A 23,123-nucleotide genomic window follows, 5' to 3' on the forward strand; every position below is an offset into this window, starting at 1 on the left:
AGCGCAGCGAAACACCAACCCCTGGCGCAAAAAAACTGAAAATAATTACACCGGCCGGGCCGCCACCGTGGCCCAGTAGCGCGTGAAGTACGTCACTTGCAGCCCGTGCGAGGCGCACAGGCTTTCCAGCACGGCGTCGATATCGTCGAGCCGGTAAGTGCCCGTGACGGGGCGCCGCGCCACGGACGCGTCGCACGCGAGGCGCCCGCGCCGGTAGCGCGCCAGCTCCTGCACCAGTTGCTGCAGGGGCCAGTCGGCGGCCACCAGCATGCCGCGCAGCCAGCTGTCCTGGTGCGCGGACATGGCCTGTACGTGCTCCGAGCCGCTTGCGCTGAAGCGCAGCTGCTGTCCCGCTTCGAGGCGGCGCACGGCGTCCGGGCGCGCCGCGCAGCGCACTTCCACTGCGTGTTCGTAGACGCTGACCGTGCTGTCGTCGGCATCGCAGCGCACGCCAAAGCGCGTACCGAGCGCGCGGATCACGCCGTGCGGCGTGTCGACGAGGAAGGGGCGGGCATCGGATGCCGTCGTGATCATGATTTCGCCATGATGCAGGCGGATGCGGCGGTGCGTGGCGCCGTAAGCGATATCGAGCGCGCTATCCGTATTCATTTCCATGCGCCCGCCATCGGCCAGGGTCACGTGGCGGCGCTGGCCCGGCGCCGTGCGCAAGGACGCCGTCCACGCTTGCCATGGGGCCGACTGCAGGCCCGCCTGGCCCAGCGCGATGCCGCCGCCGGCCGCCACCAGCATGGCCAGCACTTTCGCGGCGGTGCGCCGGCGCTGCTGCGCCGCCTGCAGGGCAGGCATCGCCAGCGCTGCCGGTATTGCGCCCAGCTGGCCGTCCATGCGCTGCAGCAGTTCCCAGGCCCGTTCATGCTCGGCGCTGGCATCGCGCCATGCCTGCAGCGCGGCCGGGTCGGCGCCGCCGCACTGGAGTTCCACATGCCAGTGGGCGGCGGCGGCCAGCACCTTGCGGGCGATGGGAGTGGACGAGGATGCGCCGAACATCAGTTAGCCGCCAGCATCAGGCATTCCGTGTAGGCGCGCACCAGGTGCTTTTTCACGGTGGGCAGGGACACGCCGAGCCGCCGGCTGATGTCGACATAGCTGAGCTCCTCGATTTGCGCCAGCAGGAAGATGTCCCGCGTGCGCGCACCCAGGCGCTCGAGCAGGCGGTCGATGGCGAGCAGGGTTTCGATGATGATGGCATGCGTTTCGGCGCTGATCGATATCGGCTCGGTTTGCTGCGCCAGCGCTTCCAGGTAGGCGTGTTCCAGCGCCTGGCGCCGGTAGCGGTCGATCAGCAAGCCGCGCGCGATGGTGGCCAGGTAGCCGCGCGGCTCGCGCAGGGGCGCCAGCGGTGTCACCTCGCGCTTGCCCAGCAGGCGCACGAAAGTGTCCTGCGCCAGGTCAGCCGCCTCGGCGCGGTTGCCCAGCTTGCCGCGCAGCCAGCCATACAGCCAGCCGTGATGCTCGCTGTACAGGGTGTTCAGGTGATTGGCGTGGATGGGACTGACGGTGCTCACTGCGTTCTCCAGGCAAGGGAAGAGCTGGGCTGACGGAACGCGGGGTGCCGGCTGGCTGGGCTGTTTGAGAATGATACTCATTATCACATTGCCATGCGGCCCCCGTCAATCGGCGTCAGCCACCGAGACGCCAGCGCTCCTGCCACTGTTGCAGATCCGCCCAGGCTTGCTGCAGGGCAGCGCCGGACCAGTGCAGCAGGCTGTCCAGCGCCAGCACGCTGCGCTGCCAGTGGATGCCGTCAAAAAACACGTGGTCGGCCACGATGGTGGCGGCCAGCCAGGCGGCGATGATGACGATAATGTCGTGGCGCCCGCTTTTCCACCAGCGCAGCGAGTGGCGGCGGAAAATCCACGGCACGCCCAGCGGATTGGGCCAGTCCGCCAGCAGATGCATGATGCCGCCGGCGGCAAAGCCGAACAGGGGCGGCGCCCACAGGTGGTGCGGCAATTGCAGATACGTGTAGACAAGCAGGGCGATCCAGGCCAGGCCCCAGTGCGTCCATGTGCGGTGCGTGATCCACAGCTTGTGCGTGCGCGCCCACCAGGCCACTTCCAGCCAGTCCGGCGCCGTGCCGCCCAGCGCTCCCATGACAAAGGCGAGCACGCTCAGCACTTGATAGGGACCACCGGCGCCAGCGTGCGCGACCAGGGCCGCGGCGATCACGCCAGCAGCCCAACCGGTCGCATGATGCGCTTTGTTGGAAGCCATAGAAAATGTAAAACGCCATGCGAGGCGTTGTGTGAAATGCAGGGGGATATTAACTGGATGAATATACAGTATGCAAGGGCGTGGAGGGGCGCTATTTGCAGAATATCTGCTGATAATTTGTTAAATTTTGTGTCGGGAGGGCGGGCCAGCGGACTCTGCAACGCATGCCGTCCGGTTAATTGTGTTGTGCGGCTGATAATGTAATTGGCGCAGGGCGCGCTATGCTGAAAGCAGTTTGACGTTTTGAAGAGGTGTCGCCATGAAAATCCCGCGCGAATTGCAGATTCCCGTCCTCGTGTTTTCGCTGGAAGCGGTGTTCATTATTGGCTTGTCGCTGATTTTCCTGGTGCTGGTACCGCGCTAGCGGTCAGGTGTCAGGAGGTGGTGTATCAGGCCGTTTGCATGGTGCTGTCGCACAGCGCCGCGCCTTCGGTGCGGATGATCCAGCATTCCGGATACGGTTCGCTGGCGAAGCGGTTGTGGCGCGCGAAGCCGCTGAGCTTGTCGAGCGCGGTGGCGGGGGCCAGCGCCGTTTCCTTGCCACTGGCCGTGTCCAGGTGCCAGAAACCGCCGTTGCGGTGGAAGAGCACGGGAAGGCAGCTTGCTTGCGGCGTGGCAAGGTGGCTTGCCGGCGTGGGCTGGGTGTCGGGCAGCAGCAGGTAAAAACACTCGGCGCGGGCGCCGTGGTCGATGCGGTGCAGGATCACGCCGTGCGCGAGCAGGGCTGTGACGCTGAGCACGACGATGCCCTTGATGCTGGCAGACAATTCGATGCGCATGCCCAGGCGCAGGGGCACGGGCTTGTGCTTGCCGGGCCACACACCGTCGAGCAGCAGGCCGTAGCGCGACACGTCCTCGATTTCAAAGCCTTGCTGGCTGCGCCGGATGATGGCGTGGCGGCCCGACAGGCGGCGCGTCAAGCCATTATTGTCCTGGCCGTCGGGGCTGAAATGGCTGAGAAGTACATCGGCTTCCGGGTCCACCAGCTCGAAACGCCCCAGCATGCATTCTTCCAGCGCGAACAGGCGGATCTGGCGCTGTTCGCCCGCTTCCGGCGCCGCATTGACGAGGCAAGCGGCCTGGCTCGGGTGCGGATGGCAGTGGCTGGCGGCGGGCAGGTCAACTTCGATTAACTCCTCGTCCCAGGCAATCGTGGTAAAGCCCATGTCGATCTTGCCTTGCGGCGCGGACAGATCCACGTGGGCGATGCCGGCATTGCGCGCCGTCACGTCGAGATTGCAGCCGTCGCCGCCCGTCACGCGGGCGATCGAGGCGTCGTCGGCCATCACGCGCACGTTCTTGTGCGTGCTGAGGAAGATCTGGTGGATTTCCGTCAGGGTGGCGTCGCGGCGCGGCACGAGGATGACAAACGTACACACCCATTTTTGCGCCACGGCGCCATCGACATGGCTGTGGACTTCCACTTCGATCTGGTATTGCCCGTGTTCCTTGTTGCGTGAGGAAAACTCGACAAACACGGGACGCCAGTCGCCGCGCGTGGTGCGCACGAAATCATGCTGCACGTGGCCGCGTGGGATCAGGTCCGAGCGCAGGCGCAAGGTCAGCTGCGGCGCGCAGGCGGCGCTCATGCCGCGCAATTCCATTTTTAATGTTTGCCGTCCGCCTGCCGCGCGCGGATCGAAGCCGCTGATGTGCAGGTGGGCTTGCACTGGCTGGTAAGCTGGAGGGACCGTTGATGGCGCAACGGGCGCTGGCGTGAACGTCGGGGTGGCGGCAGAGGCCTCCACGGAGCGGGCCACCGTTTGAATGGCGGCATCGCGGATAACGGCATCGCGAATAACAGAATCATGTGCAGGGGCGTGCGGAAGCGCCGTTGCCGATGGCTCGGAACGGGCGCTGCGCAGTGCGGTCAACAGGTCGTAGCTGCTGGAGGCAGTCGTTGCTTGCGGGTGGTTGCCCGCGCAGACTGTTTCCCCAGGCAAGACCCAGAACGTACAGTGCGGGTGCTCCGGGTTGCTGCATTTTTTCATGACATTCTGACTCGAATCGAGCTGGGACATTCTGCCCTCTGTTATACATGAGAGCTTACGCGCTTTTGCGCCTGCTTGGCAACTTTCGCGACACCGGAATGCGCTCTTTTTGCCCAAATTCATGCCCCTGGTCACACCTTGCCATACATGTCATGGAAACTATTGCCTAAAAACACATTTTATATCTTTCTGGATATGTTATTTTGCCAACAGTGTCTTAGCCGCGCCGTTTGCTGACGATGACTTCCAGATACTCGCCCGGCACCACCAGCGAGTGGGCGCCGGCCGTATTCAGGCGTTCAAGCATGGCGAGCAGTTCCTGTTCCAGCGCTCCGGCGCCAGTCGCGTCGAGCGCGGCAAACGCCTTGTGGACGGGGCCGTAATAGTCGCGGAAGATTTGCAGCCAGTGTTGGGCGGAAGCGTAGCGGAAATTGAAGACCTTGCTTTGGCCGTGCACCTGCTCCGCCCCCTGGCCGAACAGGGCGCGCACATACGCCTCTTCGCCCCAGCGGGCCGGCGACACCATGCCTGCCGGGGGCGGCACATATTTGCCTATGGTTTTGAACAGTTGCCCGACAAAGCCATCCGGCGTCCAGTTGGCCATGCCGATGCGTCCGCCGGGCCGCAGCACGCGCAGCATTTCGCTGGCCGCGCGCTGGTGGTCGGGCGCGAACATCACGCCAAAAGTCGACAGGGCCGCGTCGAAACTGGCATCGGCGAAGGGTAGGGCTTCGGCGTCGGCCACGCGGAAAGTCACGGCCAGCCCTTCCGCCTCGGCGCGTGCGCGGCCCTTGTCCAGCAGCGCCGGCACATAATCGGTGGACACGACACGGGCAAAGCGGCGCGCGGCCGCCAGGGTGGCGTTGCCATTGCCGGCGGCGATGTCGATGACGTCTTCGTGGGCGCGGATATCGGCGGCCTCGGCCAGCAATTCGCCAACCGGCTGCAGGGTCACGCCGATGATGGCGAAGTCGCCGCTGGCCCAGCTCGCTTGCTGGCGCTGCTTGATGGCGGCGTAGTCGGGCGCGCCTGCGGCGGCCTGCGGTGTCGGGATAGTGTTGCTCATGGCGTGCTCCTGACGTTGGAGAGGTCTATCCTTCAGACCGCGCGCCATGGGCATGGTTCAATTCATACAGGCGGTCGTGAGCGTAGCGGCGTTTTGCATTATGCTGGCGCAACCATTCCCCCACGCTGCCTGACGCCGAGAGATGACCATGCCTGCCCAACGCCCGCTCCAGCTTGCCATTGCCTATGGCGCCACCCTGTGCGTATTTCTCGCCATCGACGCCCTGTGGCTGGCGGTGCTGATGAAGCCCGTGTACGCAGCGGCGCTGGGGCCGCTGCTGGCGGACACGCCGCGCTGGGCGCCGGCCGTGCTGTTTTACCTGCTGTATGTGGCGGGGCTGGTGGTGTTTGCCATCTTGCCCGGCTTGCGGGCGCGCCGCGGACGCACGGCGGCGGCGCTGGGTGCGCTGCTCGGGCTGCTTGCCTATGGCACCTATGATTTGAGCAACTATGCGACCTTGCGCGATTGGCCGCTGGCCTTGACGGCGATCGATATGGTGTGGGGCAGTGTGCTGTCGGCCGTATCGGCAACGGCCGGTTACCTTGCAGCTAGCCGATCGGGACGGTGAACTCCGCCTCGAAGCGCAGCGCCAGCATGGTAATGTTGTCGCTATGCAAGCCTTTTGGCGGATGCAAGAGGAAGTCGTCGAACACGGCGCTGACCGCCTGCGCCGCAGTCTTGCCGGCGCACAGGGCGGGCCAGCGTGCCGTGAGGGCGAGCGGATCCTCGCAGGCCCAGAAACCGTCGCTGGCCAGCAGATAGTGGGCGCCGGGGCGCACGCGCAGCACGCGGCGGTCGCCCAGGTGCGCGAGGAAGGGCGGCAAGGTGGCCGCGTCGAGGCCCATTAAAGGCTTGTCGAGCTGCAAGCTGTCGCTGATGGCGTTGCCTAAAATAAAGGCCTGCGAGATTTGCGGATGGTGCTCGCCATGCACGGCGGCCCGCCAGCGCGTCTCGTCGAGCGCGCCGCGCATGGCGTACACGGTGGCCGGCACGTGGTCGACGGTGAGGATGCTGGCAACCCCGTCGGCAATTTCATACAGGCGCGAATCGCCCACGTGATACAGCAGCGGCGCTTCGCCGGGCGGCACTTCCAGCAAGGTCAGGGTGGTGCCGGGCGGACGCGCCTGGGCTGGCTCGGTCCTGGCGAAGGTGTCTTGCAAGCGCGTGTGCAGCTGGTCGAGCCAGGCCGCCAGACTGGCCGTGTCGAGGCAGGCGGGCATGGCCAGCAAGCCTTGCACGGCCGCTTCCGCCGCTTCGCGCCCATGGCCATGGCCGCCCATGCCATCGAGCACGGCGGCGCGCACATGGCCGCGCGGCCAGCCCGGCACCTGGCAGTGGAATGGCGCCTGCTGCGACAGGCAGACGGCGTGGCCGCTGGCATCGATCAGCAGGAAATTGTCCTGGTTCTCGCGGCGCGGCATGGGGCCGGCGCCCACGCTGGTGCCGGCGGCGGCGTCGAGCCAGGGGCCGAAGTCGAGCCCGTCTTTGATTAAATGCATCGGTTGTTGCGGTCCACGCGGCCAGCAATGTTGATCATAGGACACAGCTTAGCCGAAATCATGCGGGAGCGATACCTTGCCTATTTCGCAAAAAAACCTGCGGCAGCAGGCTGGCGCAGGTTTTTCATGGTGCAGTGCAGGGCGGTGCTTAACGGCGATGGCCCCAGCCGTGACCGTGGCCGTGACCGTGGCCACGGTCATAGTAGTCGCGGCGGTCATAATCACGGTAGTAGCCGCGGCCCGGTTGCACGTAGACGACAGCTGGCGGGCCGTAGTAGCGCGGTGGCGGCGCGTAGTACACGGGCTGCGGCGCCGGGGCGTAGTACACCGGTTGCGGCGCAGGCGCGTAATAGGTTTCGCGGTAGCCGCCGCGATAGCCGCCACGGTCGTAATAGCGGTCATTCGTGCTGATGCTGTTGCCGACGGCGGCGCCCAGCACGCCACCGACGATCGCGCCATTGCGCCCGCCGGTGCTGTTGCCAATGGCCGCTCCGACAACGGCGCCTGCAACGGTATTGAAGTCGCGGTCACCGGCGACTGCGGCCGAAGACACAGCCACTGCCGCTACCATTACCGCACCCAGGAGTTTCTTGTTCAACATGGCATTTCCTTCCATTCCGGCGAGATCACAATGATCTGCATGAAGTGGACTATATCTGCTGCCGCAAGCTTGTTCCACGTCTAATACAACTTATTACAATCCTGCCACGGCCGTAACAAGTCAGCGCCGGCGCGCCTGCCATTCGGGACGCAGCAGGCTGTACATTTTGACATCGCGCATCACGCCATTGATAAAGAAGGCCTGGCGTAGCAAGCCTTCCTGGGTAAAGCCGTTCTTTTGCGCGATGCGCTCGGAGCCGATGTTCAGCGGGTCCATCAGCAGCTCCAGCCGGTGATACGGATAGGCGCTGAACAGGTAATCGACCACCAGGCGCGTCGCTTCGCTCATGTAGCCTTGTCCGTCGCGCTGCCGGTCGAACAGGCGGTAGCCGATCTCGCGCGATGACGGTGTCCGGCTCTTGAAGTGCGTGATCGTGCCGATGATGTGCTGTGAGTGATCTTCGATGAGGAACAATTCGCTGTCCTCGGTGACAAAGCCCGATTGCAGGAAGTCGCGCCGCATGGCCTCGGGCGACTTGAATTGCATGGAGAAAAACTCGCCGCGCGAGGGCAGGTCGTTGACGAGGGAAATATAGGTATTCAGGTCGGCGGCCTGCAAATGCCGGATGGTGCAGAGGGTTCCCTTGAGCATGTCGGTTTCCGGTAGCGATCACGAATCCTGATGGTAATCGACTCTGGGGGAAACAGGCAATCGATCCCGTAAAAGTTGCTGCAATGACAGAACAAATACGCTATCGTAGAAAGCCGTGCCTTGCCCATGACCAAGGCGTACCCGCTTCGACCTCGTTGACTGGAACTGACATCACATGCCTACCATCCTGACTGGCGCGCCACTGCGCCGTTCCGTTTTATCCATCGCCCTTGGCTGCATCGTCAGCGCCGGGGCCATTGCCGCAGCGCCAGGCAATACGCCGCAAGCGCTGGCGCAAGTGCGCGACACGGCGCTGCAAAGCGACTGGGCGTATGCCCGCCTGGCCGACATGACGGATCTGATCGGCCCGCGCCTGTCCGGTTCCGCCGGCGCGGCCGCCGCCGTGCAGCAAGTGGCGAACACCATGCGCCAGCTGGGTGCCACCGTCACCCTGCAGCCCGTGAAAGTGCCGCACTGGGTGCGCGGCGTGGAAACGGCGGAAATCGTCGACTATGCGGGCCGTCCGCAGGGCGTGTCGCAGCGTGTGGTGCTCACGGCCCTGGGCGGCTCGGGCGCGACGCCGGCCGCCGGCCTGACGGCTCCCCTCATCATCGTCAAGAGCCTGGAAGAACTCAAGGCACGCGCGCCGGAAGTGAAGGGCGCCATCGTGCTGATCGACACGCCGTTCGACCAGGAGATGGCCGAGCGGGGCCTGGCCGGCGTCACCTATGGCCAGGGTTCGCGCTCGCGCTTCCTCGGACCGAAGGCGGCGGCCGACCTGGGCGCGGCGGCTGCGCTCGTGCGCTCGGTCGGCGGCGCGAACTTCCGCATCCCGCACGCGGGCGCCACGGGACTGGACGGCAACAAGCGCATCCCGGCCGCCGCCGTCACCGTGGAAGACGCCTTGCTGATCGGCCGCCTGGCCGCGCGCGGTCCCATGAAAATGCACCTGACCCTGACGCCGCAAAACCTGCCGGAAGCGGACAGCTACAACGTCATCGCCGACTGGCCGGGCACGGACAAGGCCGACGAAGTGGTGGTGGTCTCGGGCCACCTCGATTCCTGGGACCTGGCGACGGGCGCGCATGACGACGGCGCCGGCGTCGTGGCGGCCATGGGCGTGGTGGAAACCCTGAAAAAGCTCGACTACCGCCCGCGCCGCACCATCCGCGTGATCGCCTGGATGAACGAGGAGAACGGCGGGCGCGGCGGCCAGGCCTACTTCGAGGCCCACAAGCAGGCGCTCGGCAAACAATATGCGGCCATCGAGATGGACAGCGGGGCCGGCCGCCCGTTCGGCATCAAGGCCAGCGTGGGACCGAAAGCGGAAAAACTGTTTACGCCTTTGCTGGCGGCCCTGCAGCCGATGGGCGCGCACGCGTTCACGCGCCGCGACGCGCTGGGCACGGGCGACCTGCACCGCCTGGAAACGGGCGGCGTGCCCAGTTTCGAGCCGCTGGTCGACAGCCACAGCTACTTCCATTACCACCACACGCCGGCCGACACCCTGGACAAGGTCGACCCGGATAACCTCAAGCGCAACGTGGCGCTGATGTCGTCGCTGGCCTGGTTCCTGGCCAATATCGACGGCGAGATGGGCCGCGCGCCGGAGCAGGGCGAGTAAGCGCCAATGTCGCTACCCGACCTGAACCTGTTGATTACCCTCGATGTCCTGCTGGCCGAGGGTAGTGTCACGCGCGCGGCGCGGCGCTTGCGCCTGAGTCCATCGGCCATGAGCCGCGCCCTGGCGCGCCTGCGCGAGACGACGGGCGATCCGCTGCTGGTGCGCGCCGGCCGTGAACTGGTGCCCACGCCGCGCGCGCTGGAGCTGCGCGAAAGAGTGCGCCCCTTATTGGGCGAGGTGCTGGCCGTGCTGGGACCGGCGGAGCAGCTGGACCCACGCCAGCTGGCGCAAACATTCACGCTGCGTTCGAGCGACGGTTTCGTGGAAAATTTCGGCCCGGCGCTGCTCGCGCATATCGGCGCGCAGGCGCCTGGCGTGCGCCTGCGCTTCGTGCAAAAGCTCGACCGCGAAAGCGCGCAGCTGCGCGAGGGCAGCATCGACCTGGAAACGGGCGTGATCGGCAGTCTCACCAGCCCGGAAGTGCGCACGCGCAGGCTGTTCGGCGACCGTTTCGTGGGGGTGGTGCGCAGCGGCCATCCGCTGGCGCAGGGCGAGATCAGCGCCGAACGCTATGCGGCCGGCCAGCACGTGCTGGTGGCGCGGCGCGACCAGGATACGGGACCGATGGACGACGCGCTGGCCGCCCTGGGATTGCAGCGCACGATCGCCAGCATCGTCGGCGGCTTTACGGCGGCGCTGGCGCTGGCGGCCGGCTCCGACCTGATCGCCACCGTGCCGGAGCGGCATACGGGCAATCTGCGCGCCGGCATGTTTACCTTTGCGCTGCCGCTGCGCATGCCGGAGCTGACCGTGTCATTGATGTGGCATCCGCGCATGGATGCGGACCCGGCCCACCGCTGGCTGCGCGGCTGCGTGGTCGACGCCTGCGCGGCCCGGATCAACGCGGGCTGATGCCGCCGCGCGCATCATGCGGGCTTTCCAGCCTTGCTCATGGCGCGGCCGAGCACGAAAATCGCCAGCGCCGCCAGAATGAGCGCGCTGGCCACGCCAAAGGTGGCGTGCATGCCGGCTATCATGGCGGCCGGCCTGGCGCTGGCGATATCGCTGGCGCCGGCAGCGAAAACGGCGCCCATCACGGAGGCGCCCGTGACAAGCCCCAGGTTGCGCGACAGGTTGAGCATGCCGGAAATGACGCCGCGCTGCTCGGGAGCGATATCGACCATCACGGCCGTATTGTTGGCTGCCTGGAACAGCGCGTAGCTGGCCGTCAGCAGCATGATCGGTGCGACGTAGCCGGGAATGCCCAGGCTGGCGGGCAAGAAGGCCAGCGCCAGGCAGGCGCCGGCCGCGCCGCACAGGCCCGCGCCGCCCATGCGCTGTGCGCCGTAGCGGTCCACCAGCCAGCCGGACGGCACGCCGCAGAACGCCGCCACCAGCGGTCCGGCCGCCAGCACCATGCCGGTGACGGCCGCATCCAGGCCCAGGCCGCGCGCCAGGTAGAAGGGCCCGACCACCAGGGTGGACATCATGACCGTCGACACCAGCATGCTGGTCGCCAGGCCGGCGCTGAGCACGGGCGCGCGCAGCATGGCCAGGCGTATCAGCGGCGCCGGCGCTTTCAGTTCAACGCGGACGAACACGATGGCGCCCACGCAGGCGGCCAGCAGCAGCGCCACGTTGCGCATGCCGAAATGGCCGCGCCCCAGGGTCATCGCCAGCGCATAGGCGGCCAGGGTCAGCGCCAGCAGCATGGTGCCGCGGTGGTCGAACACGGGACGTTTGGCGTTGGCGCCGCGCTGGTCGGCCGGCAGGTAGCGCCAGGCCAGCAATAGCGCCACGCCGGCCAGCGGCACGTTGACGAGGAAAATGGCTTGCCAGCCGAAGCGGGCGATCAGCAGCCCGCCCAGCGCGGGGCCAAGCGTGGTGCCGACGGCCGACATGGTGCCGAGCAGGCCCATGGCGCTGCCCGTTTTGGCCTTCGGCACGGTGCTGCCGACAAAGGTCATGGTCAGTGCCATCATGACGGAGGCGCCCAGTCCCTGCAGGGCGCGCGCGGCGACCAGCAGCCACAAGGTGGGTGCCAGCGCGCACAGGATGGAGGCGGCGGCAAACAGGGCGATGCCGGCCAGCAGCAGGCGGCGCCTGCCGACCATGTCGCCCAGGCGGCCCACGCTGACGATCAGGGCCGTGATGGCCAGCAGGTAGGACAGCACGATCCATTGCACATCCTGGAACGGCGCATGCAGGGCCGTGGCCATGTCGGGCAAGCCCACGTTGGCGATGCTGGTGCCCAGCGCGGGCAGCAGCATGGCCAGCGACAGGCTGGCAAGCGCGCCGCGCACGGGTAGCGTGATGGCCTGCTGCTCGGGTGGTGCGGATTTTGACGGTGTATGCATGGCGTGGCGGATCCTCGGATAGGGTCACCACATGGTACTGAGGGATCTGGCATGGCGGAAGACGCAGCATGTGCATTGTGTTGTTGCGTCTGACGCCATGTGAGGGAACTACATCACCAGGCTAGATCGCATTGAGCGGTATCTTCAGGTAGCGCACGCCGTTGTCTTCCGGTTCGGGCAGCTTGCCCGCGTTGATGTTGACCTGGATGGCGGGCAGGATCAGGGTCGGCATGTCGAGGGTGGCGTCGCGGCTGGTGCGCATGGCCACGAACTGTTCTTCCGTGATGCCGTCGCGCAAGTGGATATTGCTGGCGCGCTGTTCGGCCACCGTCACTTCCCAGCGCGCCTCGCGGCCGTTGGGCGGGTAGTCGTGGCACATGAACAGCCGCGTTTGCGGCGGCAGCGCCAGCAAGCGCTGCGCGGAGCGGTACAGCAGGGAAGCGGAGCCGCCGGGAAAATCGCAGCGGGCCGAGCCCACGTCCGGCATGAACAGGGTGTCGCCGACAAACACGGCGTCGCCGATCTGGTAGGCCAGGTCGGCCGGCGTGTGGCCGGGCACGTGCAGGGCGCGCACTTCCAGCTGGCCGATATGAAATACCTGGTCCGGCGCGAACAGCTGGTCGAACTGCGAGCCGTCGGCCCTGGCGCCATCCTGGTGGTAGACGGCCGCAAACGCCTGCTGCACCGTCTGGATGGCGGCGCCGATGGCCACGTCGCCGCCCAGCTGCTGCTGCAAATAGGGCGCGGCGGAAAGATGGTCGGCGTGCGCGTGGGTTTCCAGCAGCCAGCGGCATTGCAAGCCGTGTTCGCGCACGAAGGCGATCACCTTGTCGGCCGAGGCGGTCGAGGTGCGGCCCGCCTTCGGGTCGTAGTCGAGCACGGAATCGATGATGGCGCAGTCCCGCCCATCGGCCTCGTAGACAACATAGGTGACGGTGGCGGTGGCGGGGTCGAAAAAAGCTTGGATTTGTGGAGTCATCACGGCGGCAGGGGACAGGCAGGGAATAACATTATATCGCCAGAGTTCGTTCAAAAAATGTTGAAAATTAACATTTAGCATGCGAAAAACAGATAAGCGAACGAGCCAGGCGCGCGACTACCGTGCGCACCCTGTGTCTTGCCGCGTGCTAACCTCATTCTTCCAAGGAGGAATTCATGAACGATATCACTGCACGCAGCGAACAATACCGCGGTTTTACGATTTCCGTGACCCCGCAAAAGGATAACGACGACTTATGGGATTTTACCTACCGCCTGCAGCGCGACGGTGAACCCGAGGCGCAGGCGATCACGCGCAGCCGCACCCTGGGCGGCTATGCGGCGCCCGAGACGGCTTGCACGGCGGGCCTGGAAGTGGCCAGGACGGAAGTGGATAATCTGCTGCGCCCTTGAGCCAGCGTAAATCGTTTAGCCCGAAAGTGCGCCTGGCTATGGCCGGCGCGTGAAACACGTCGCTGCCAGTCGCGCTTCATGCTACGATTTCCAGTATTGAGTCAGTCACCAAGGAGGCACCCCATGAATAGCAGTTCTAAAATTCACTATAAAGGCTGGGAAATCGTTCCCTTGGCCGTGCCCACCACCGACGGCAAATGGTCGGCCAGTTGCGACATCGAACGCGCCACGGCGGAAGGCCTGGAAGTGTTCGAAGGCTCGACCATGCAGTTCGTGCGCGACGACGAGGAGGGCGCCATTGCCGCCGCCTGCGAAGAAGCCGTGCGCCAGATCGACAACATCATCGCCAATCCACTGGTGCGGCTGGCCTAGTTTGCCCTGATAGTATCAGTGGTATCAGTTGTATAAATCAGCCGGCGCCCGCCGGCTGTTTTTATTGCGCGTCTTGCCAGCCTGGGCTTTCATCGCCTTGTCTACCCGTCTGTTTCGCGTTTCAATAAATGTTTCAAAATAAGTTTCATGAAACAATATTGAAACATTTTTGACGCCAAACGTGACATCGCTGTTCCGCTGCGTCACAGCGCACCGTGCGTGGCCTCATGGCCGTTTGCCTGCCTTTTCACTCTGCATTCGACGGTTTCCGCCCAGCCTGAAGGGGCCTGGCACGGCATTTGCAATACTGATGCTCATAGCCACTCCGTGAAACATTCGGGACCATCCGAAACCCATAAGGTGAACACATGACTCAATACTCCGCAGGTGCCGCATTCCGCAAGGCCGTCCAGGAAGAATCCCCGTTGCAAGTGGTCGGCGCCATCAACGCCAACCACGCCTTGCTGGCCAAGCGCGCCGGTTACAAGGCCATCTACCTGTCCGGCGGCGGCGTCGCGGCCGGCTCGCTGGGCTTGCCCGACCTGGGCATTTCCAGCCTGGACGACGTGCTGACCGACATCCGCCGCATCACCGACGTGTGCGACCTGCCGCTGCTGGTCGACGCCGACACGGGTTTCGGTTCGTCCGCCTTCAACGTGGCGCGCACTGTGAAATCGATGATCAAGTTCGGCGCGGCCGCCCTGCACATCGAAGACCAGGTGGGCGCCAAGCGTTGCGGCCACCGTCCGGGCAAGGAAATCGTGAGCAAGGAAGAAATGGTCGACCGCATCAAGGCGGCCGTCGATGCGCGCACGGACCCGAACTTCGTCATCATGGCGCGCACCGATGCGCTGGCCGTCGATGGCCTGGAAGCGGCGCTCGAGCGCGCCGTCGCCTGCGTCGAAGCGGGCGCCGACATGATCTTCCCGGAAGCGATCACGGACCTGGACATGTACGCCACCTTCGCCAAGGCGGTCAACGTGCCGATTCTGGCCAACATCACGGAATTCGGTTCCACGCCGCTGTTCACCCTGGATGAACTGCGCAGCGCCCACGTGGGTCTGGCGCTGTATCCGCTGTCCGCCTTCCGCGCCATGAACAAGGCGGCGGAAAACGTCTACCAGGCGCTGCGCCGCGACGGCACGCAAAAGAATGTGCTCGACACCATGCAGACGCGCATGGAGCTGTATGAATCGATCAATTACCACGATTTCGAGCAAAAACTCGATGCGCTGTTCGCCGCGCAAAAGAAATAAACAGAAGCAGGGGCCGCATGCCGGCCCCGCAGTGATGCAACCGAGACTAGTCAATTTTTGGAGAAATCAATGAACGCACCGCAAGCCGCCACTTTCAAGCCTAAAAAATCCGTCGCCCTGTCCGGCGTCACCGCCGGCAATACGGCGCTGTGCTCGGTCGGCAAGACCGGCAACGATTTGCACTATCGCGGCTATGACATCCTGGACGTGGCCGACAGCTGCGAGTTCGAGGAAATCGCCTACCTGCTGGTGCACGGCAAGCTGCCGACGTCCGCCGAACTGAAAGGCTACAAGGCCAAATTGAAATCCTTGCGCGGCTTGCCGTCGGCAGTGAAACTGGCGCTCGAAGCGCTGCCGGCCGCCGCCCACCCGATGGATGTGATGCGCACGGGCGTGTCCGTGCTGGGCTGCACCTTGCCGGAAAAAGACGACCATAACGCGCCGGGCGCGCGCGATATCGCCGACCGCCTGATGGCGTCGTTCGGCTCCATGCTGCTGTACTGGTACCACTACAGCCATAATGGCAAGCGCATCGAAGTGGAAACGGACGACGATTCGATCGGCGGGCACTTCCTGCACCTGCTGCATGGCGAAAAACCGTCGGCGTCGTGGGAAAAAGCCATGCACACGTCGCTGATCCTGTACGCGGAACACGAATTCAATGCGTCGACCTTCACCAGCCGCGTGATCGCCGGCACGGGCTCGGACATCCACTCGGCCATCACGGGCGCCATCGGTGCGTTGCGCGGCCCGAAACACGGCGGCGCGAATGAAGTGGCGCTGGAGATCCAGAAACGCTACGACAACCCGGACGAAGCGGAAGCGGACATCCGCGAGCGCGTGGCCAACAAGGAAGTGGTGATCGGTTTCGGCCACCCCGTCTACACGATTTCCGACCCGCGCAACGTGGTCATCAAGGAAGTTGCCCGTTCGCTGTCGCAGGAAGCCGGTTCCACCAAGATGTTCGACATTGCCGAGCGCCTGGAATCGGTCATGTGGGAAATCAAGAACATGTTCCCGAACCTGGACTGGTTCTCGGCCGTGTCCTACCACATGATGGGCGTGCCGACGGCGATGTTTACGCCGCTGTTCGTCATCTCGCGCACCTCGGGCTGGGCCGCCCACATCATCGAACAGCGCATCGACAACAAGATCATCCGCCCAAGCGCCAACTACGTGGGCCCGGAAGACCTGGAATTCGTGCCGATCAAGGACCGTAAATAATGAGCACACCCATGAATACCCTGTATCGCAAATCCTTGCCGGGCACCCAGCTAGACTACTTCGACACGCGCGCCGCCGTCGATGCGATCCAGCCAGGCGCCTACGCCACCTTGCCCTACACCTCGCGCGTGCTGGCGGAAAACCTCGTGCGCCGCTGCGACCCGGCCACCTTGGACGCTTCGCTGAGCCAGTTCATCGAACGCCGCCGCGACCTCGATTTTCCGTGGTTCCCGGCCCGCGTCGTCTGCCATGACATCCTGGGCCAGACGGCCCTGGTCGACCTGGCCGGCTTGCGCGACGCCATCGCGGCCCAGGGCGGCGACCCGGCGCTGGTCAACCCGGTGGTCCCCACGCAGCTGGTGGTCGACCACTCGCTGGCCGTCGAATGCGGCGGTTTCGACCCCGATGCCTTCGCCAAGAACCGCGCCATCGAAGACCGCCGCAACGAAGACCGTTTCGACTTCATCGACTGGACCAAGAAGGCGTTTAAAAACGTCGACGTGATCCCGCCGGGCAACGGCATCCTGCACCAGATTAACCTCGAGCGCATGTCGCCCGTAATCCAGGTGCAGGATGGTGTGGCCTATCCCGACACCCTTGTGGGCACGGATTCGCATACGCCCATGGTCGACGCGCTGGGCGTGATCGCCATCGGCGTGGGCGGCCTGGAAGCGGAAAGCGTGATGCTGGGCCGCGCCTCGTGGATGCGCCTGCCCGACATCATCGGCGTCAAGCTGACGGGTAAACCACAGCCGGGCATCACGGCGACCGATACCGTGCTGGCGCTGACGGAGTTCCTGCGCAAGCAAAAGGTCGTCTCGTCCTACCTGGAATTCTTTGGTGAAGGCGCTTCGCACCTGACCCTGGGCGACCGCGCCACGATTTCCAACATGGCGCCGGAATTCGGTGCCACGGCCGCCATGTTCTACATCGACGCGCAAACCATCAAGTATCTGAAACTGACGGGTCGCGACGACGAACTGGTGAAGCTGGTGGAGCTGTACGCCAAAGAGACAGGCCTGTGGGCCGACAGCCTGGTGGACGCGCAGTACGAGCGCGTGCTGACGTTTGACCTGTCGTCCGTCGTGCGCAATATCGCCGGTCCGTCGAACCCGCACAACCGCGTGCCGACGTCGGAACTGGCCGCGCGCGGGATTTCCGGCGTGGTCGAGAACGAACCGGGCAAGATGCCGGACGGCGCCGTCATCATCGCGGCCATTACCAGTTGCACCAACACGAACAACCCGCGCAACATGATCGCCGCCGGCCTGATCGCGCGCAATGCGAACCGCCTGGGCCTCACGCGTAAACCCTGGGTGAAATCGTCGCTGGCGCCCGGCTCGAAAACCGTGGAACTGTATCTGCAGGAAGCGGGCCTGATGCCGGAGCTCGAAACATTGGGCTTTGGCGTCGTGGCTTTCGCCTGCACCTCGTGCAACGGCATGTCGGGCGCGCTCGACCCCGTGATCCAGAATGAAGTGGTGTCGCGCGACCTGTACGCCACGGCCGTCCTGTCGGGCAACCGCAACTTCGACGGCCGCATCCACCCGTACGCGAAACAGGCATTCCTCGCCTCGCCGCCGCTGGTGGTGGCGTATGCGATCGCCGGCACCATCCGCTTCGATATCGAGAAGGATGTGCTGGGCCATGATTCGGACGGCAAGCCGATTTTGCTGAAAGATATCTGGCCGTCCGACGAGGAAATCGACGCCATCGTCGCTTCCAGCGTCAAGCCGGAGCAGTTCCGCAAGGTGTACATTCCGATGTTTGCCGCGCAGGCCGACGACGGCATCAAGGTCAGCCCCCTGTACGACTGGCGTCCGCAGACGACGTATATCCGCCGTCCGCCGTACTGGGAAGGCGCGCTGGCTGGCGCGCGCCCATTGAAAGGCATGCGTCCGCTGGCGGTCCTGGGCGACAACATCACGACCGACCACTTGTCGCCATCGAACGCCATCATGCTCGATAGCGCGGCCGGCGAATACCTGGCGAAGATGGGTTTGCCCGAGGAAGACTTCAATTCCTACGCCACGCACCGGGGCGACCATCTGACGGCGCAGCGCGCCACGTTCGCCAACCCGACCCTGAAGAACGAAATGGTCATCGAGGACGGTAAAGTGAAGGCCGGTTCGCTCACGCGCATCGAGCCGGAAGGCAAAATCTCGCGCATGTGGGAAGCCATCGAGGTGTACATGGAGCGCAAGCAGCCCTTGATCATCATCGCCGGCGCCGACTATGGCCAGGGTTCCTCGCGCGACTGGGCCGCCAAGGGCGTGCGCCTGGCTGGCGTGGAAGCCATCGTGGCCGAAGGTTTTGAACGCATCCACCGTACCAATCTGGTGGGCATGGGCGTCTTGCCGCTGGAGTTCCTGGCTGGCGTGAACCGCAAGACCCTGGGCCTGGACGGCAGCGAAACCTATGGCGTCGTGGGCGAGCGTACGCCGCGCTCCACCCTGACCCTCGTCATCCACCGCAAGAACGGCGAAACGGTCGAAGTGCCCGTCACCTGCCGCCTTGATACGGCGGAAGAGGTGTCGATCTATGAGGCCGGTGGCGTGCTGCAACGGTTTGCGCAGGATTTCCTCGAGTCTTCGAAAGCCGCGTAATCCACGATTGATGCAACGTAAATCAGGGGTCAGACCCGACGGGTCTGACCCCAGCTCTTTGCCTCTGGGTTTAATCAGCAATTCAACGCAGGAACTCTAATGACCCACACCCCCCAAATCAAAATCCCCGCCACCTACATGCGCGGCGGCACCAGCAAGGGCGTGTTCTTCCGCCTGCAGGATTTGCCCGCCAGCGCGCAAGTGCCGGGCACGGCGCGCGATGCCTTGCTGCTGCGCGTGATCGGCAGCCCCGACCCGTACGGCAAGCAGATCGACGGCATGGGCGGCGCCACCTCGAGCACCAGCAAGACGGTGATCCTGGCGAAAAGTACCAAGCCGGAGCACGACGTCGACTATCTGTTCGGCCAGGTGTCCATCGACAAGCCGTTTGTCGACTGGAGCGGCAACTGCGGCAACCTGTCTGCCGCCGTCGGCTCGTTCGCCATTGCCAGCGGCCTGGTGGACGCCGCCCGCGTGCCGGCAAACGGTATCGCCACGGTGCGCATCTGGCAAGCCAATATCGGCAAGACCATCATCGCCCACGTCCCCATGACGGATGGCGAAGTACAGGAAACGGGCGACTTCGAGCTCGATGGCGTGACCTTCCCGGCCGCCGAAGTGAAACTGGAATTCCTCGATCCGGCCGCGGAGGAAGAGGGTGGCGGTGGCGCGATGTTCCCCACCGGCAACCTCGTCGATGACCTCGACGTGCCCGGCATCGGCGTGTTGAAAGTCACGATGATCAACGCCGGCATCCCGACGATTTTTGTCGACGCGGACGCCATCGGCTACACGGGCACGGAGCTGCAGGACGCCATCAATGGCGACCCGGCCGCGCTGGCCCGTTTCGAGACCATCCGCGCGCATGGCGCACTGCGCATGGGTTTGATTTCCCACCTCGATGAAGCGGCGAAACGCCAGCACACGCCGAAAGTGGCGTTTGTCGCCAGGCCGGCCGGCTATGTCTCGTCCAGCGGCAAGCAGGTGGAGGCGGGCGACATCGACCTGCTGGTGCGCGCCCTGTCCATGGGCAAGCTGCACCACGCCATGATGGGCACGGCCGCTGTGGCCATCGGCACGGCGGCGGCCATTCCCGGCACCCTGGTCAACCTGGCGGCCGGCGGCGGTCCCCGCAACTCGGTGCGCTTCGGCCACCCGTCCGGCACCCTGATGGTGGGCGCGGAAGCGGCGCTGGCCGATGGCGCATGGAGCGTCACCAAGGCCATCATGAGCCGCAGCGCGCGCGTGCTGATGGAAGGGGGCGTGCGCATACCCGGCGACGCGTTTTAAGCTGCCAGGCGAAACAGGCGGATGCGCATGCAGATCAGTTGATATTTCTGCTAGCAAAGAAACTGAGCGACAAGGAAAATGGGGGGCGTCAGCCGCGATGCGCGTGAGCGTAGTGCAGGCGCTGGCCGCCTCCCACACTTCCTGACTGGTGAACAGATGCTATTTAACTCCTACGTCTTCCTGTTTGCCTATCTGCCCATCACGGTGGCGGGCTTTTTCATCCTGGGACGGCGCAGCCAGTCATGGGCCGCCGCCTGGCTGGCCGGCGCCTCGCTGTTTTTCTATGGCTGGTGGGACTACCGCTACCTGCCGTTGCTGCTCGGCTCCATCGTCTTCAATTACGGCTGCGCCACCTTGCTGGGACCGGGACGCATCCGCCACCGCAAGGGCCTGTTGATCGCGGCTATCGCCGCCAACCTGGGCATGCTCGCCTATTACAAGTATGCGGGTTTCTTCGTTGCCAGCCTGGCGCAATTGCTGGCGCAGCCGATGCCCGTCCTGCACGTGGTGCTGCCGATCGGAATCTCGTTCTTTACGTTTACGCAGATCGCCTTCCTGGTCGATACCTACCAGGGCAAGGCGCGGGAAAGCCGCTTTGTCCACTATCTGCTGTTCGTCACGTATTTTCCGCACCTGATCGCCGGCCCTGTGCTGCACCACAAGGAGATGATGCCGCAGTTCGCCGACAAGCGCATCTTCCGGCTATCTGGCAGGAATGTGGCCATCGGCTCGACGATTTTCATCATCGGGCTGGCGAAAAAAGTACTGGTCGCCGATAACATCGGCCCGTATGCGGCACCGCTGTTCAGCGATCCGGCCGCGCCATCGCTGCTGGCCGCCTGGGGCGGGGTACTGGCGTACGCGTTCCAGCTGTACTTCGATTTCTCCGGCTATTCCGACATGGCCATCGGCTTGTCGAGATTATTTGGCGTGCGCCTGCCGCTCAATTTCGACTCGCCCTACAAAGCGCGCAATATCGCGCAATTCTGGCGCCGCTGGCACATGACCCTGTCGCGCTTCCTGCGTGACTACCTGTATATCCCGCTGGGCGGCAAGCGCTGCGGGCCCGCGCGGCGCTATCTGAACCTGATGATCACCATGGTGCTGGGCGGCCTGTGGCATGGCGCCGGGTGGAATTTCATCGTCTGGGGCGCGCTGCATGGCGCTTACCTGGCTATCCACAAGGGCTGGGGCACGGTGGCGCGCACGCTTCACCTGCCGTCCGATACGCGTGCGGGCAATGTCGTGGCGACTTGCCTCACTTTTACCGCCGTTTGCATCGCCTGGGTTTTCTTCCGCGCTTCCGATATGGACAGTGCTCTGACAATATTAACAGGCATGGGCGGCGGCTACGGACTGGCCTTGCCCGATGCGCTGGCTCCCTATCTGCTGCCGGCGCAGCCCGTGCTCGCGTCGATGGGCGTGTCCTTCTATCTGGGCGGCGGCATGGCGTTTGTCGAAAGCTGGACGTGGATCGCGATGGCGGCCGTGCTGGTTTTCGCCATGCCCAATACGCAGCAAATCATGCGGCATTTCGAGCCGGCGCTCGATTTCCAGGAAGGCCAGGCTGCGGCAGGGGCGGGCGGCTTGGGCGTCTTGCGCTGGCTGACCTGGCGCACGTCGCCCGCGTGGGCCGCCGCCATTGCCGCGCTGGCGCTGGCGAGCACGCTGGCCTTGAACCGGCCCGCCGAGTTCCTGTACTTTCAGTTCTAGGGGGAAGCCATGACACGCTCCCCATTCAGGTTTTATCTGCTGACGATGCTGATCCTGCTGGTGTCGGGGGCCATCATCGTTTGCGCCTTTGTGTTCATCGTCGACCCGTATGGCGTGTATGGGATCGTGCGCCGCGACCATTTCAATGCCGTCAAGCCGGGCCTGACCCGCTACCAAAGCCAGATCAAGCAGGAACATGCGCTGCGTCTGCGGCCGCAATTCATCATCCTGGGAAACTCGCGCGCCGAGATCGGCTTCGATCCGCGCGCCAGCGCCTTGTCAGCGCTGGGCGCCGGCTACAACCTGGCGATTCCTGGTACCGGCCTGGCCACATCCGCCAGCCAGTTCGCGCAATTGCGCCAGGCTGGCGTCAAGCCGCGCACGGTCATCGTGGGCATGGAGTTCATCGACTTTCTCAATCCCGCCGTTGCGCCAGCCGTACGCCAAGCACCAGCGGCCGCTGCGCCCGCGCATGGCCGCGCTTACTGGCGCTTCGATGCGCTCTTTTCGCTGGCCTCCGTCAAGGATGCCGTGCACACGCTGCGCATCCAGCATGACGGCGAGGCGGCGACCATGTCGGCCGACGGCTTCAATCCCTTGCTCGACTATGGCGCCCATGCGCGCCGGGACGGCTATCACAAGATGTTCGCGCAACGGGCGCGGGAAAGCGCCGCCAACTTGGGCCGCAAATCGACGCGCGGCCTCGCCACCGAAGATTTTCAGTTGCTGCGCACCTTCTTGCTGGCGATGGCGGCCACGCAGGCCGACATCAAGCTGGTGATCTATCCGTATCACGCCCAAATGCTGGCCATGTTCGAGGATGCGGGGCTGTGGCCCCTGTTCGAGGAGTGGAAAGACCAGCTGGTGCTGGCAATTGGCGAGGTCAGGGCGCGGTACCCGGACGCGCACATTTCCCTGACTGATTTCAGCGGTTACGGCGCATACAACTGCGAGCCGATACCCGCCGCCAACGAGCGGAGCAAGGCCACGCGCTGGTACTGGGAAGCGGGGCATTTCAAGAAGGCGCTGGGCGACATCGTGCTGCGGCGCGTGATGTCGCCACAGGAAACTGCACCGGACGACGGGCAGTTCGGCATGCCGCTCGATGCTGCCAGACTGGAGGAAAACCGCGCGCGGATCGCGCAGGAACGCGGCAGTTGCGTGGCGGCGCAGCCGGCATTGTTTGCAAGGCAGATGCTGGCTGAACAGCATGGCCATGCCGGGGGACGCAGATGAACAGATAAGT

21 protein-coding genes are annotated in these 23,123 nt (G+C 64.7%); 11 read left to right on the plus strand and 10 right to left on the minus strand.

All coding sequences use genetic code 11. The annotated features are described in order from the left end of the window. Window positions 1-45: 45 nt before the first annotated feature. The 5 genes from JAB6_RS22830 to JAB6_RS22850 all read right to left on the minus strand — a co-directional run bounded on the left by JAB6_RS22830 (window position 46) and on the right by JAB6_RS22850 (window position 5,292). Complete coding sequence (locus JAB6_RS22830) at window positions 46-1,008, minus strand: FecR domain-containing protein (protein ID WP_070304736.1); 963 nt, start codon at window positions 1,006-1,008, stop codon at window positions 46-48. Next, window positions 1,008-1,526, minus strand: coding sequence for a sigma-70 family RNA polymerase sigma factor (locus JAB6_RS22835; RefSeq protein WP_070304738.1), 519 nt, complete (start codon window positions 1,524-1,526; stop codon window positions 1,008-1,010). The genes JAB6_RS22830 and JAB6_RS22835 overlap by 1 nt, the downstream gene beginning before the upstream one ends. A 115-nt stretch (window positions 1,527-1,641) precedes the next feature. Next, window positions 1,642-2,235, minus strand: coding sequence for a metal-dependent hydrolase (locus tag JAB6_RS22840; protein WP_070304740.1), 594 nt, complete (start codon window positions 2,233-2,235; stop codon window positions 1,642-1,644). 389 nt (window positions 2,236-2,624) lie between these two features. Beyond that, complete coding sequence (locus JAB6_RS22845) at window positions 2,625-4,226, minus strand: FHA domain-containing protein (RefSeq protein ID WP_254671750.1); 1,602 nt, start codon at window positions 4,224-4,226, stop codon at window positions 2,625-2,627. 217 nt (window positions 4,227-4,443) lie between these two features. Next, on the minus strand, window positions 4,444-5,292 hold the full coding sequence (locus JAB6_RS22850) for a class I SAM-dependent methyltransferase (RefSeq protein WP_070304742.1): 849 nt from the start codon (window positions 5,290-5,292) through the stop codon (window positions 4,444-4,446). A gap of 148 nt (window positions 5,293-5,440) precedes the next feature. Here JAB6_RS22850 and JAB6_RS22855 point away from each other — a divergent pair, with 148 nt between their 5' ends. Next, window positions 5,441-5,860: a DUF2177 family protein gene (locus JAB6_RS22855; protein WP_034751983.1), complete on the plus strand. Its 420-nt coding sequence runs from the start codon at window positions 5,441-5,443 to the stop codon at window positions 5,858-5,860. Here the strand turns inward: JAB6_RS22855 and JAB6_RS22860 are convergent. The 3 genes from JAB6_RS22860 to JAB6_RS22870 all read right to left on the minus strand — a co-directional run bounded on the left by JAB6_RS22860 (window position 5,841) and on the right by JAB6_RS22870 (window position 8,043). After that, window positions 5,841-6,791: a PP2C family serine/threonine-protein phosphatase gene (locus tag JAB6_RS22860; protein WP_070304743.1), complete on the minus strand. Its 951-nt coding sequence runs from the start codon at window positions 6,789-6,791 to the stop codon at window positions 5,841-5,843. The two genes, JAB6_RS22855 and JAB6_RS22860, sit on opposite strands and share 20 nt — an antisense overlap. A gap of 148 nt (window positions 6,792-6,939) precedes the next feature. Beyond that, a complete protein-coding gene (locus tag JAB6_RS22865; protein ID WP_046684114.1) occupies window positions 6,940-7,392 on the minus strand; it encodes a glycine zipper domain-containing protein in 453 nt (150 codons plus the stop codon). A gap of 120 nt (window positions 7,393-7,512) precedes the next feature. Beyond that, window positions 7,513-8,043 (minus strand): GNAT family N-acetyltransferase, encoded by a 531-nt coding sequence (locus JAB6_RS22870; RefSeq protein WP_070304745.1) that lies wholly within the window; start codon window positions 8,041-8,043, stop codon window positions 7,513-7,515. A gap of 175 nt (window positions 8,044-8,218) precedes the next feature. On the opposite strand from JAB6_RS22870, the gene JAB6_RS22875 reads away from it, so the two are divergent. Together JAB6_RS22875 and JAB6_RS22880 are read left to right on the plus strand one after the other, a co-directional pair. Further along, window positions 8,219-9,667, plus strand: coding sequence for a M20/M25/M40 family metallo-hydrolase (locus JAB6_RS22875; protein ID WP_070304747.1), 1,449 nt, complete (start codon window positions 8,219-8,221; stop codon window positions 9,665-9,667). A 6-nt stretch (window positions 9,668-9,673) separates the two neighbouring features. Next, the gene (locus JAB6_RS22880; RefSeq protein WP_070304749.1) at window positions 9,674-10,579 is read left to right on the plus strand and encodes a LysR family transcriptional regulator; all 906 of its coding nucleotides are present in this window, start codon (window positions 9,674-9,676) and stop codon (window positions 10,577-10,579) included. A 14-nt stretch (window positions 10,580-10,593) separates the two neighbouring features. Here JAB6_RS22880 and JAB6_RS22885 read toward each other — a convergent pair whose 3' ends face one another. Beyond that, window positions 10,594-12,024, minus strand: coding sequence for an MFS transporter (locus JAB6_RS22885; protein ID WP_070304751.1), 1,431 nt, complete (start codon window positions 12,022-12,024; stop codon window positions 10,594-10,596). A gap of 121 nt (window positions 12,025-12,145) precedes the next feature. After that, window positions 12,146-13,003 (minus strand): MBL fold metallo-hydrolase, encoded by an 858-nt coding sequence (locus JAB6_RS22890; protein WP_070304837.1) that lies wholly within the window; start codon window positions 13,001-13,003, stop codon window positions 12,146-12,148. Window positions 13,004-13,179: 176 nt separating this feature from the next. On the opposite strand from JAB6_RS22890, the gene JAB6_RS22895 reads away from it, so the two are divergent. From JAB6_RS22895 to JAB6_RS22930, 8 genes are all read left to right on the plus strand, one after another. Then, entirely contained in the window at window positions 13,180-13,416 is a 237-nt protein-coding gene (locus tag JAB6_RS22895) for a hypothetical protein (protein ID WP_070220955.1), read from the plus strand. A gap of 123 nt (window positions 13,417-13,539) precedes the next feature. After that, window positions 13,540-13,788 (plus strand): hypothetical protein, encoded by a 249-nt coding sequence (locus tag JAB6_RS22900; protein WP_034751890.1) that lies wholly within the window; start codon window positions 13,540-13,542, stop codon window positions 13,786-13,788. A 368-nt stretch (window positions 13,789-14,156) separates the two neighbouring features. Continuing rightward, window positions 14,157-15,044 carry a methylisocitrate lyase gene (gene prpB, locus JAB6_RS22905; RefSeq protein ID WP_070304753.1) on the plus strand — a complete coding sequence of 296 codons (888 nt, stop codon included), beginning with the start codon at window positions 14,157-14,159 and terminating at the stop codon, window positions 15,042-15,044. A gap of 69 nt (window positions 15,045-15,113) precedes the next feature. Continuing rightward, the gene (gene prpC / locus JAB6_RS22910; protein WP_035819899.1) at window positions 15,114-16,268 is read left to right on the plus strand and encodes a 2-methylcitrate synthase; all 1,155 of its coding nucleotides are present in this window, start codon (window positions 15,114-15,116) and stop codon (window positions 16,266-16,268) included. A gap of 11 nt (window positions 16,269-16,279) precedes the next feature. After that, window positions 16,280-18,874, plus strand: a complete 2,595-nt coding sequence (gene acnD, locus JAB6_RS22915) for a Fe/S-dependent 2-methylisocitrate dehydratase AcnD (protein ID WP_070304839.1) — start codon at window positions 16,280-16,282, stop codon at window positions 18,872-18,874. Between the two features lie 99 nt (window positions 18,875-18,973). Then, window positions 18,974-20,164: a 2-methylaconitate cis-trans isomerase PrpF gene (prpF, locus tag JAB6_RS22920; RefSeq protein WP_070304758.1), complete on the plus strand. Its 1,191-nt coding sequence runs from the start codon at window positions 18,974-18,976 to the stop codon at window positions 20,162-20,164. 156 nt (window positions 20,165-20,320) lie between these two features. Beyond that, on the plus strand, window positions 20,321-21,877 hold the full coding sequence (locus JAB6_RS22925) for an MBOAT family protein (RefSeq protein WP_070304759.1): 1,557 nt from the start codon (window positions 20,321-20,323) through the stop codon (window positions 21,875-21,877). A gap of 9 nt (window positions 21,878-21,886) precedes the next feature. Beyond that, a complete protein-coding gene (locus JAB6_RS22930) occupies window positions 21,887-23,113 on the plus strand; it encodes a hypothetical protein (protein ID WP_139143483.1) in 1,227 nt (408 codons plus the stop codon). Window positions 23,114-23,123 lie beyond the last annotated feature (10 nt).

The sequence above is a fragment of the Janthinobacterium sp. HH104 genome (genome assembly GCF_001758715.1).
Classification (GTDB): Bacteria; Pseudomonadota; Gammaproteobacteria; order Burkholderiales; family Burkholderiaceae_D; genus Janthinobacterium; species Janthinobacterium aestuarii.

Coding starts and splice junctions, on each gene's coding strand:
- JAB6_RS22830 (WP_070304736.1), bottom strand. CDS start 1,008: ATGTTCGGCGCATCCTCGTCCACTCCCATCGCCCGCAAGGTGCTGGCC.
- JAB6_RS22840 (WP_070304740.1), bottom strand. CDS start 2,235: ATGGCTTCCAACAAAGCGCATCATGCGACCGGTTGGGCTGCTGGCGTG.
- JAB6_RS22845 (WP_254671750.1), bottom strand. CDS start 4,226: ATGAAAAAATGCAGCAACCCGGAGCACCCGCACTGTACGTTCTGGGTC.
- JAB6_RS22850 (WP_070304742.1), bottom strand. CDS start 5,292: ATGAGCAACACTATCCCGACACCGCAGGCCGCCGCAGGCGCGCCCGAC.
- JAB6_RS22855 (WP_034751983.1), top strand. CDS start 5,441: ATGCCTGCCCAACGCCCGCTCCAGCTTGCCATTGCCTATGGCGCCACC.
- JAB6_RS22860 (WP_070304743.1), bottom strand. CDS start 6,791: ATGCATTTAATCAAAGACGGGCTCGACTTCGGCCCCTGGCTCGACGCC.
- JAB6_RS22865 (WP_046684114.1), bottom strand. CDS start 7,392: ATGTTGAACAAGAAACTCCTGGGTGCGGTAATGGTAGCGGCAGTGGCT.
- JAB6_RS22870 (WP_070304745.1), bottom strand. CDS start 8,043: ATGCTCAAGGGAACCCTCTGCACCATCCGGCATTTGCAGGCCGCCGAC.
- JAB6_RS22875 (WP_070304747.1), top strand. CDS start 8,219: ATGCCTACCATCCTGACTGGCGCGCCACTGCGCCGTTCCGTTTTATCC.
- JAB6_RS22880 (WP_070304749.1), top strand. CDS start 9,674: ATGTCGCTACCCGACCTGAACCTGTTGATTACCCTCGATGTCCTGCTG.
- JAB6_RS22885 (WP_070304751.1), bottom strand. CDS start 12,024: ATGCATACACCGTCAAAATCCGCACCACCCGAGCAGCAGGCCATCACG.
- JAB6_RS22890 (WP_070304837.1), bottom strand. CDS start 13,003: ATGACTCCACAAATCCAAGCTTTTTTCGACCCCGCCACCGCCACCGTC.
- JAB6_RS22895 (WP_070220955.1), top strand. CDS start 13,180: ATGAACGATATCACTGCACGCAGCGAACAATACCGCGGTTTTACGATT.
- JAB6_RS22900 (WP_034751890.1), top strand. CDS start 13,540: ATGAATAGCAGTTCTAAAATTCACTATAAAGGCTGGGAAATCGTTCCC.
- prpB (WP_070304753.1), top strand. CDS start 14,157: ATGACTCAATACTCCGCAGGTGCCGCATTCCGCAAGGCCGTCCAGGAA.
- prpC (WP_035819899.1), top strand. CDS start 15,114: ATGAACGCACCGCAAGCCGCCACTTTCAAGCCTAAAAAATCCGTCGCC.
- acnD (WP_070304839.1), top strand. CDS start 16,280: ATGAATACCCTGTATCGCAAATCCTTGCCGGGCACCCAGCTAGACTAC.
- prpF (WP_070304758.1), top strand. CDS start 18,974: ATGACCCACACCCCCCAAATCAAAATCCCCGCCACCTACATGCGCGGC.
- JAB6_RS22925 (WP_070304759.1), top strand. CDS start 20,321: ATGCTATTTAACTCCTACGTCTTCCTGTTTGCCTATCTGCCCATCACG.
- JAB6_RS22930 (WP_139143483.1), top strand. CDS start 21,887: ATGACACGCTCCCCATTCAGGTTTTATCTGCTGACGATGCTGATCCTG.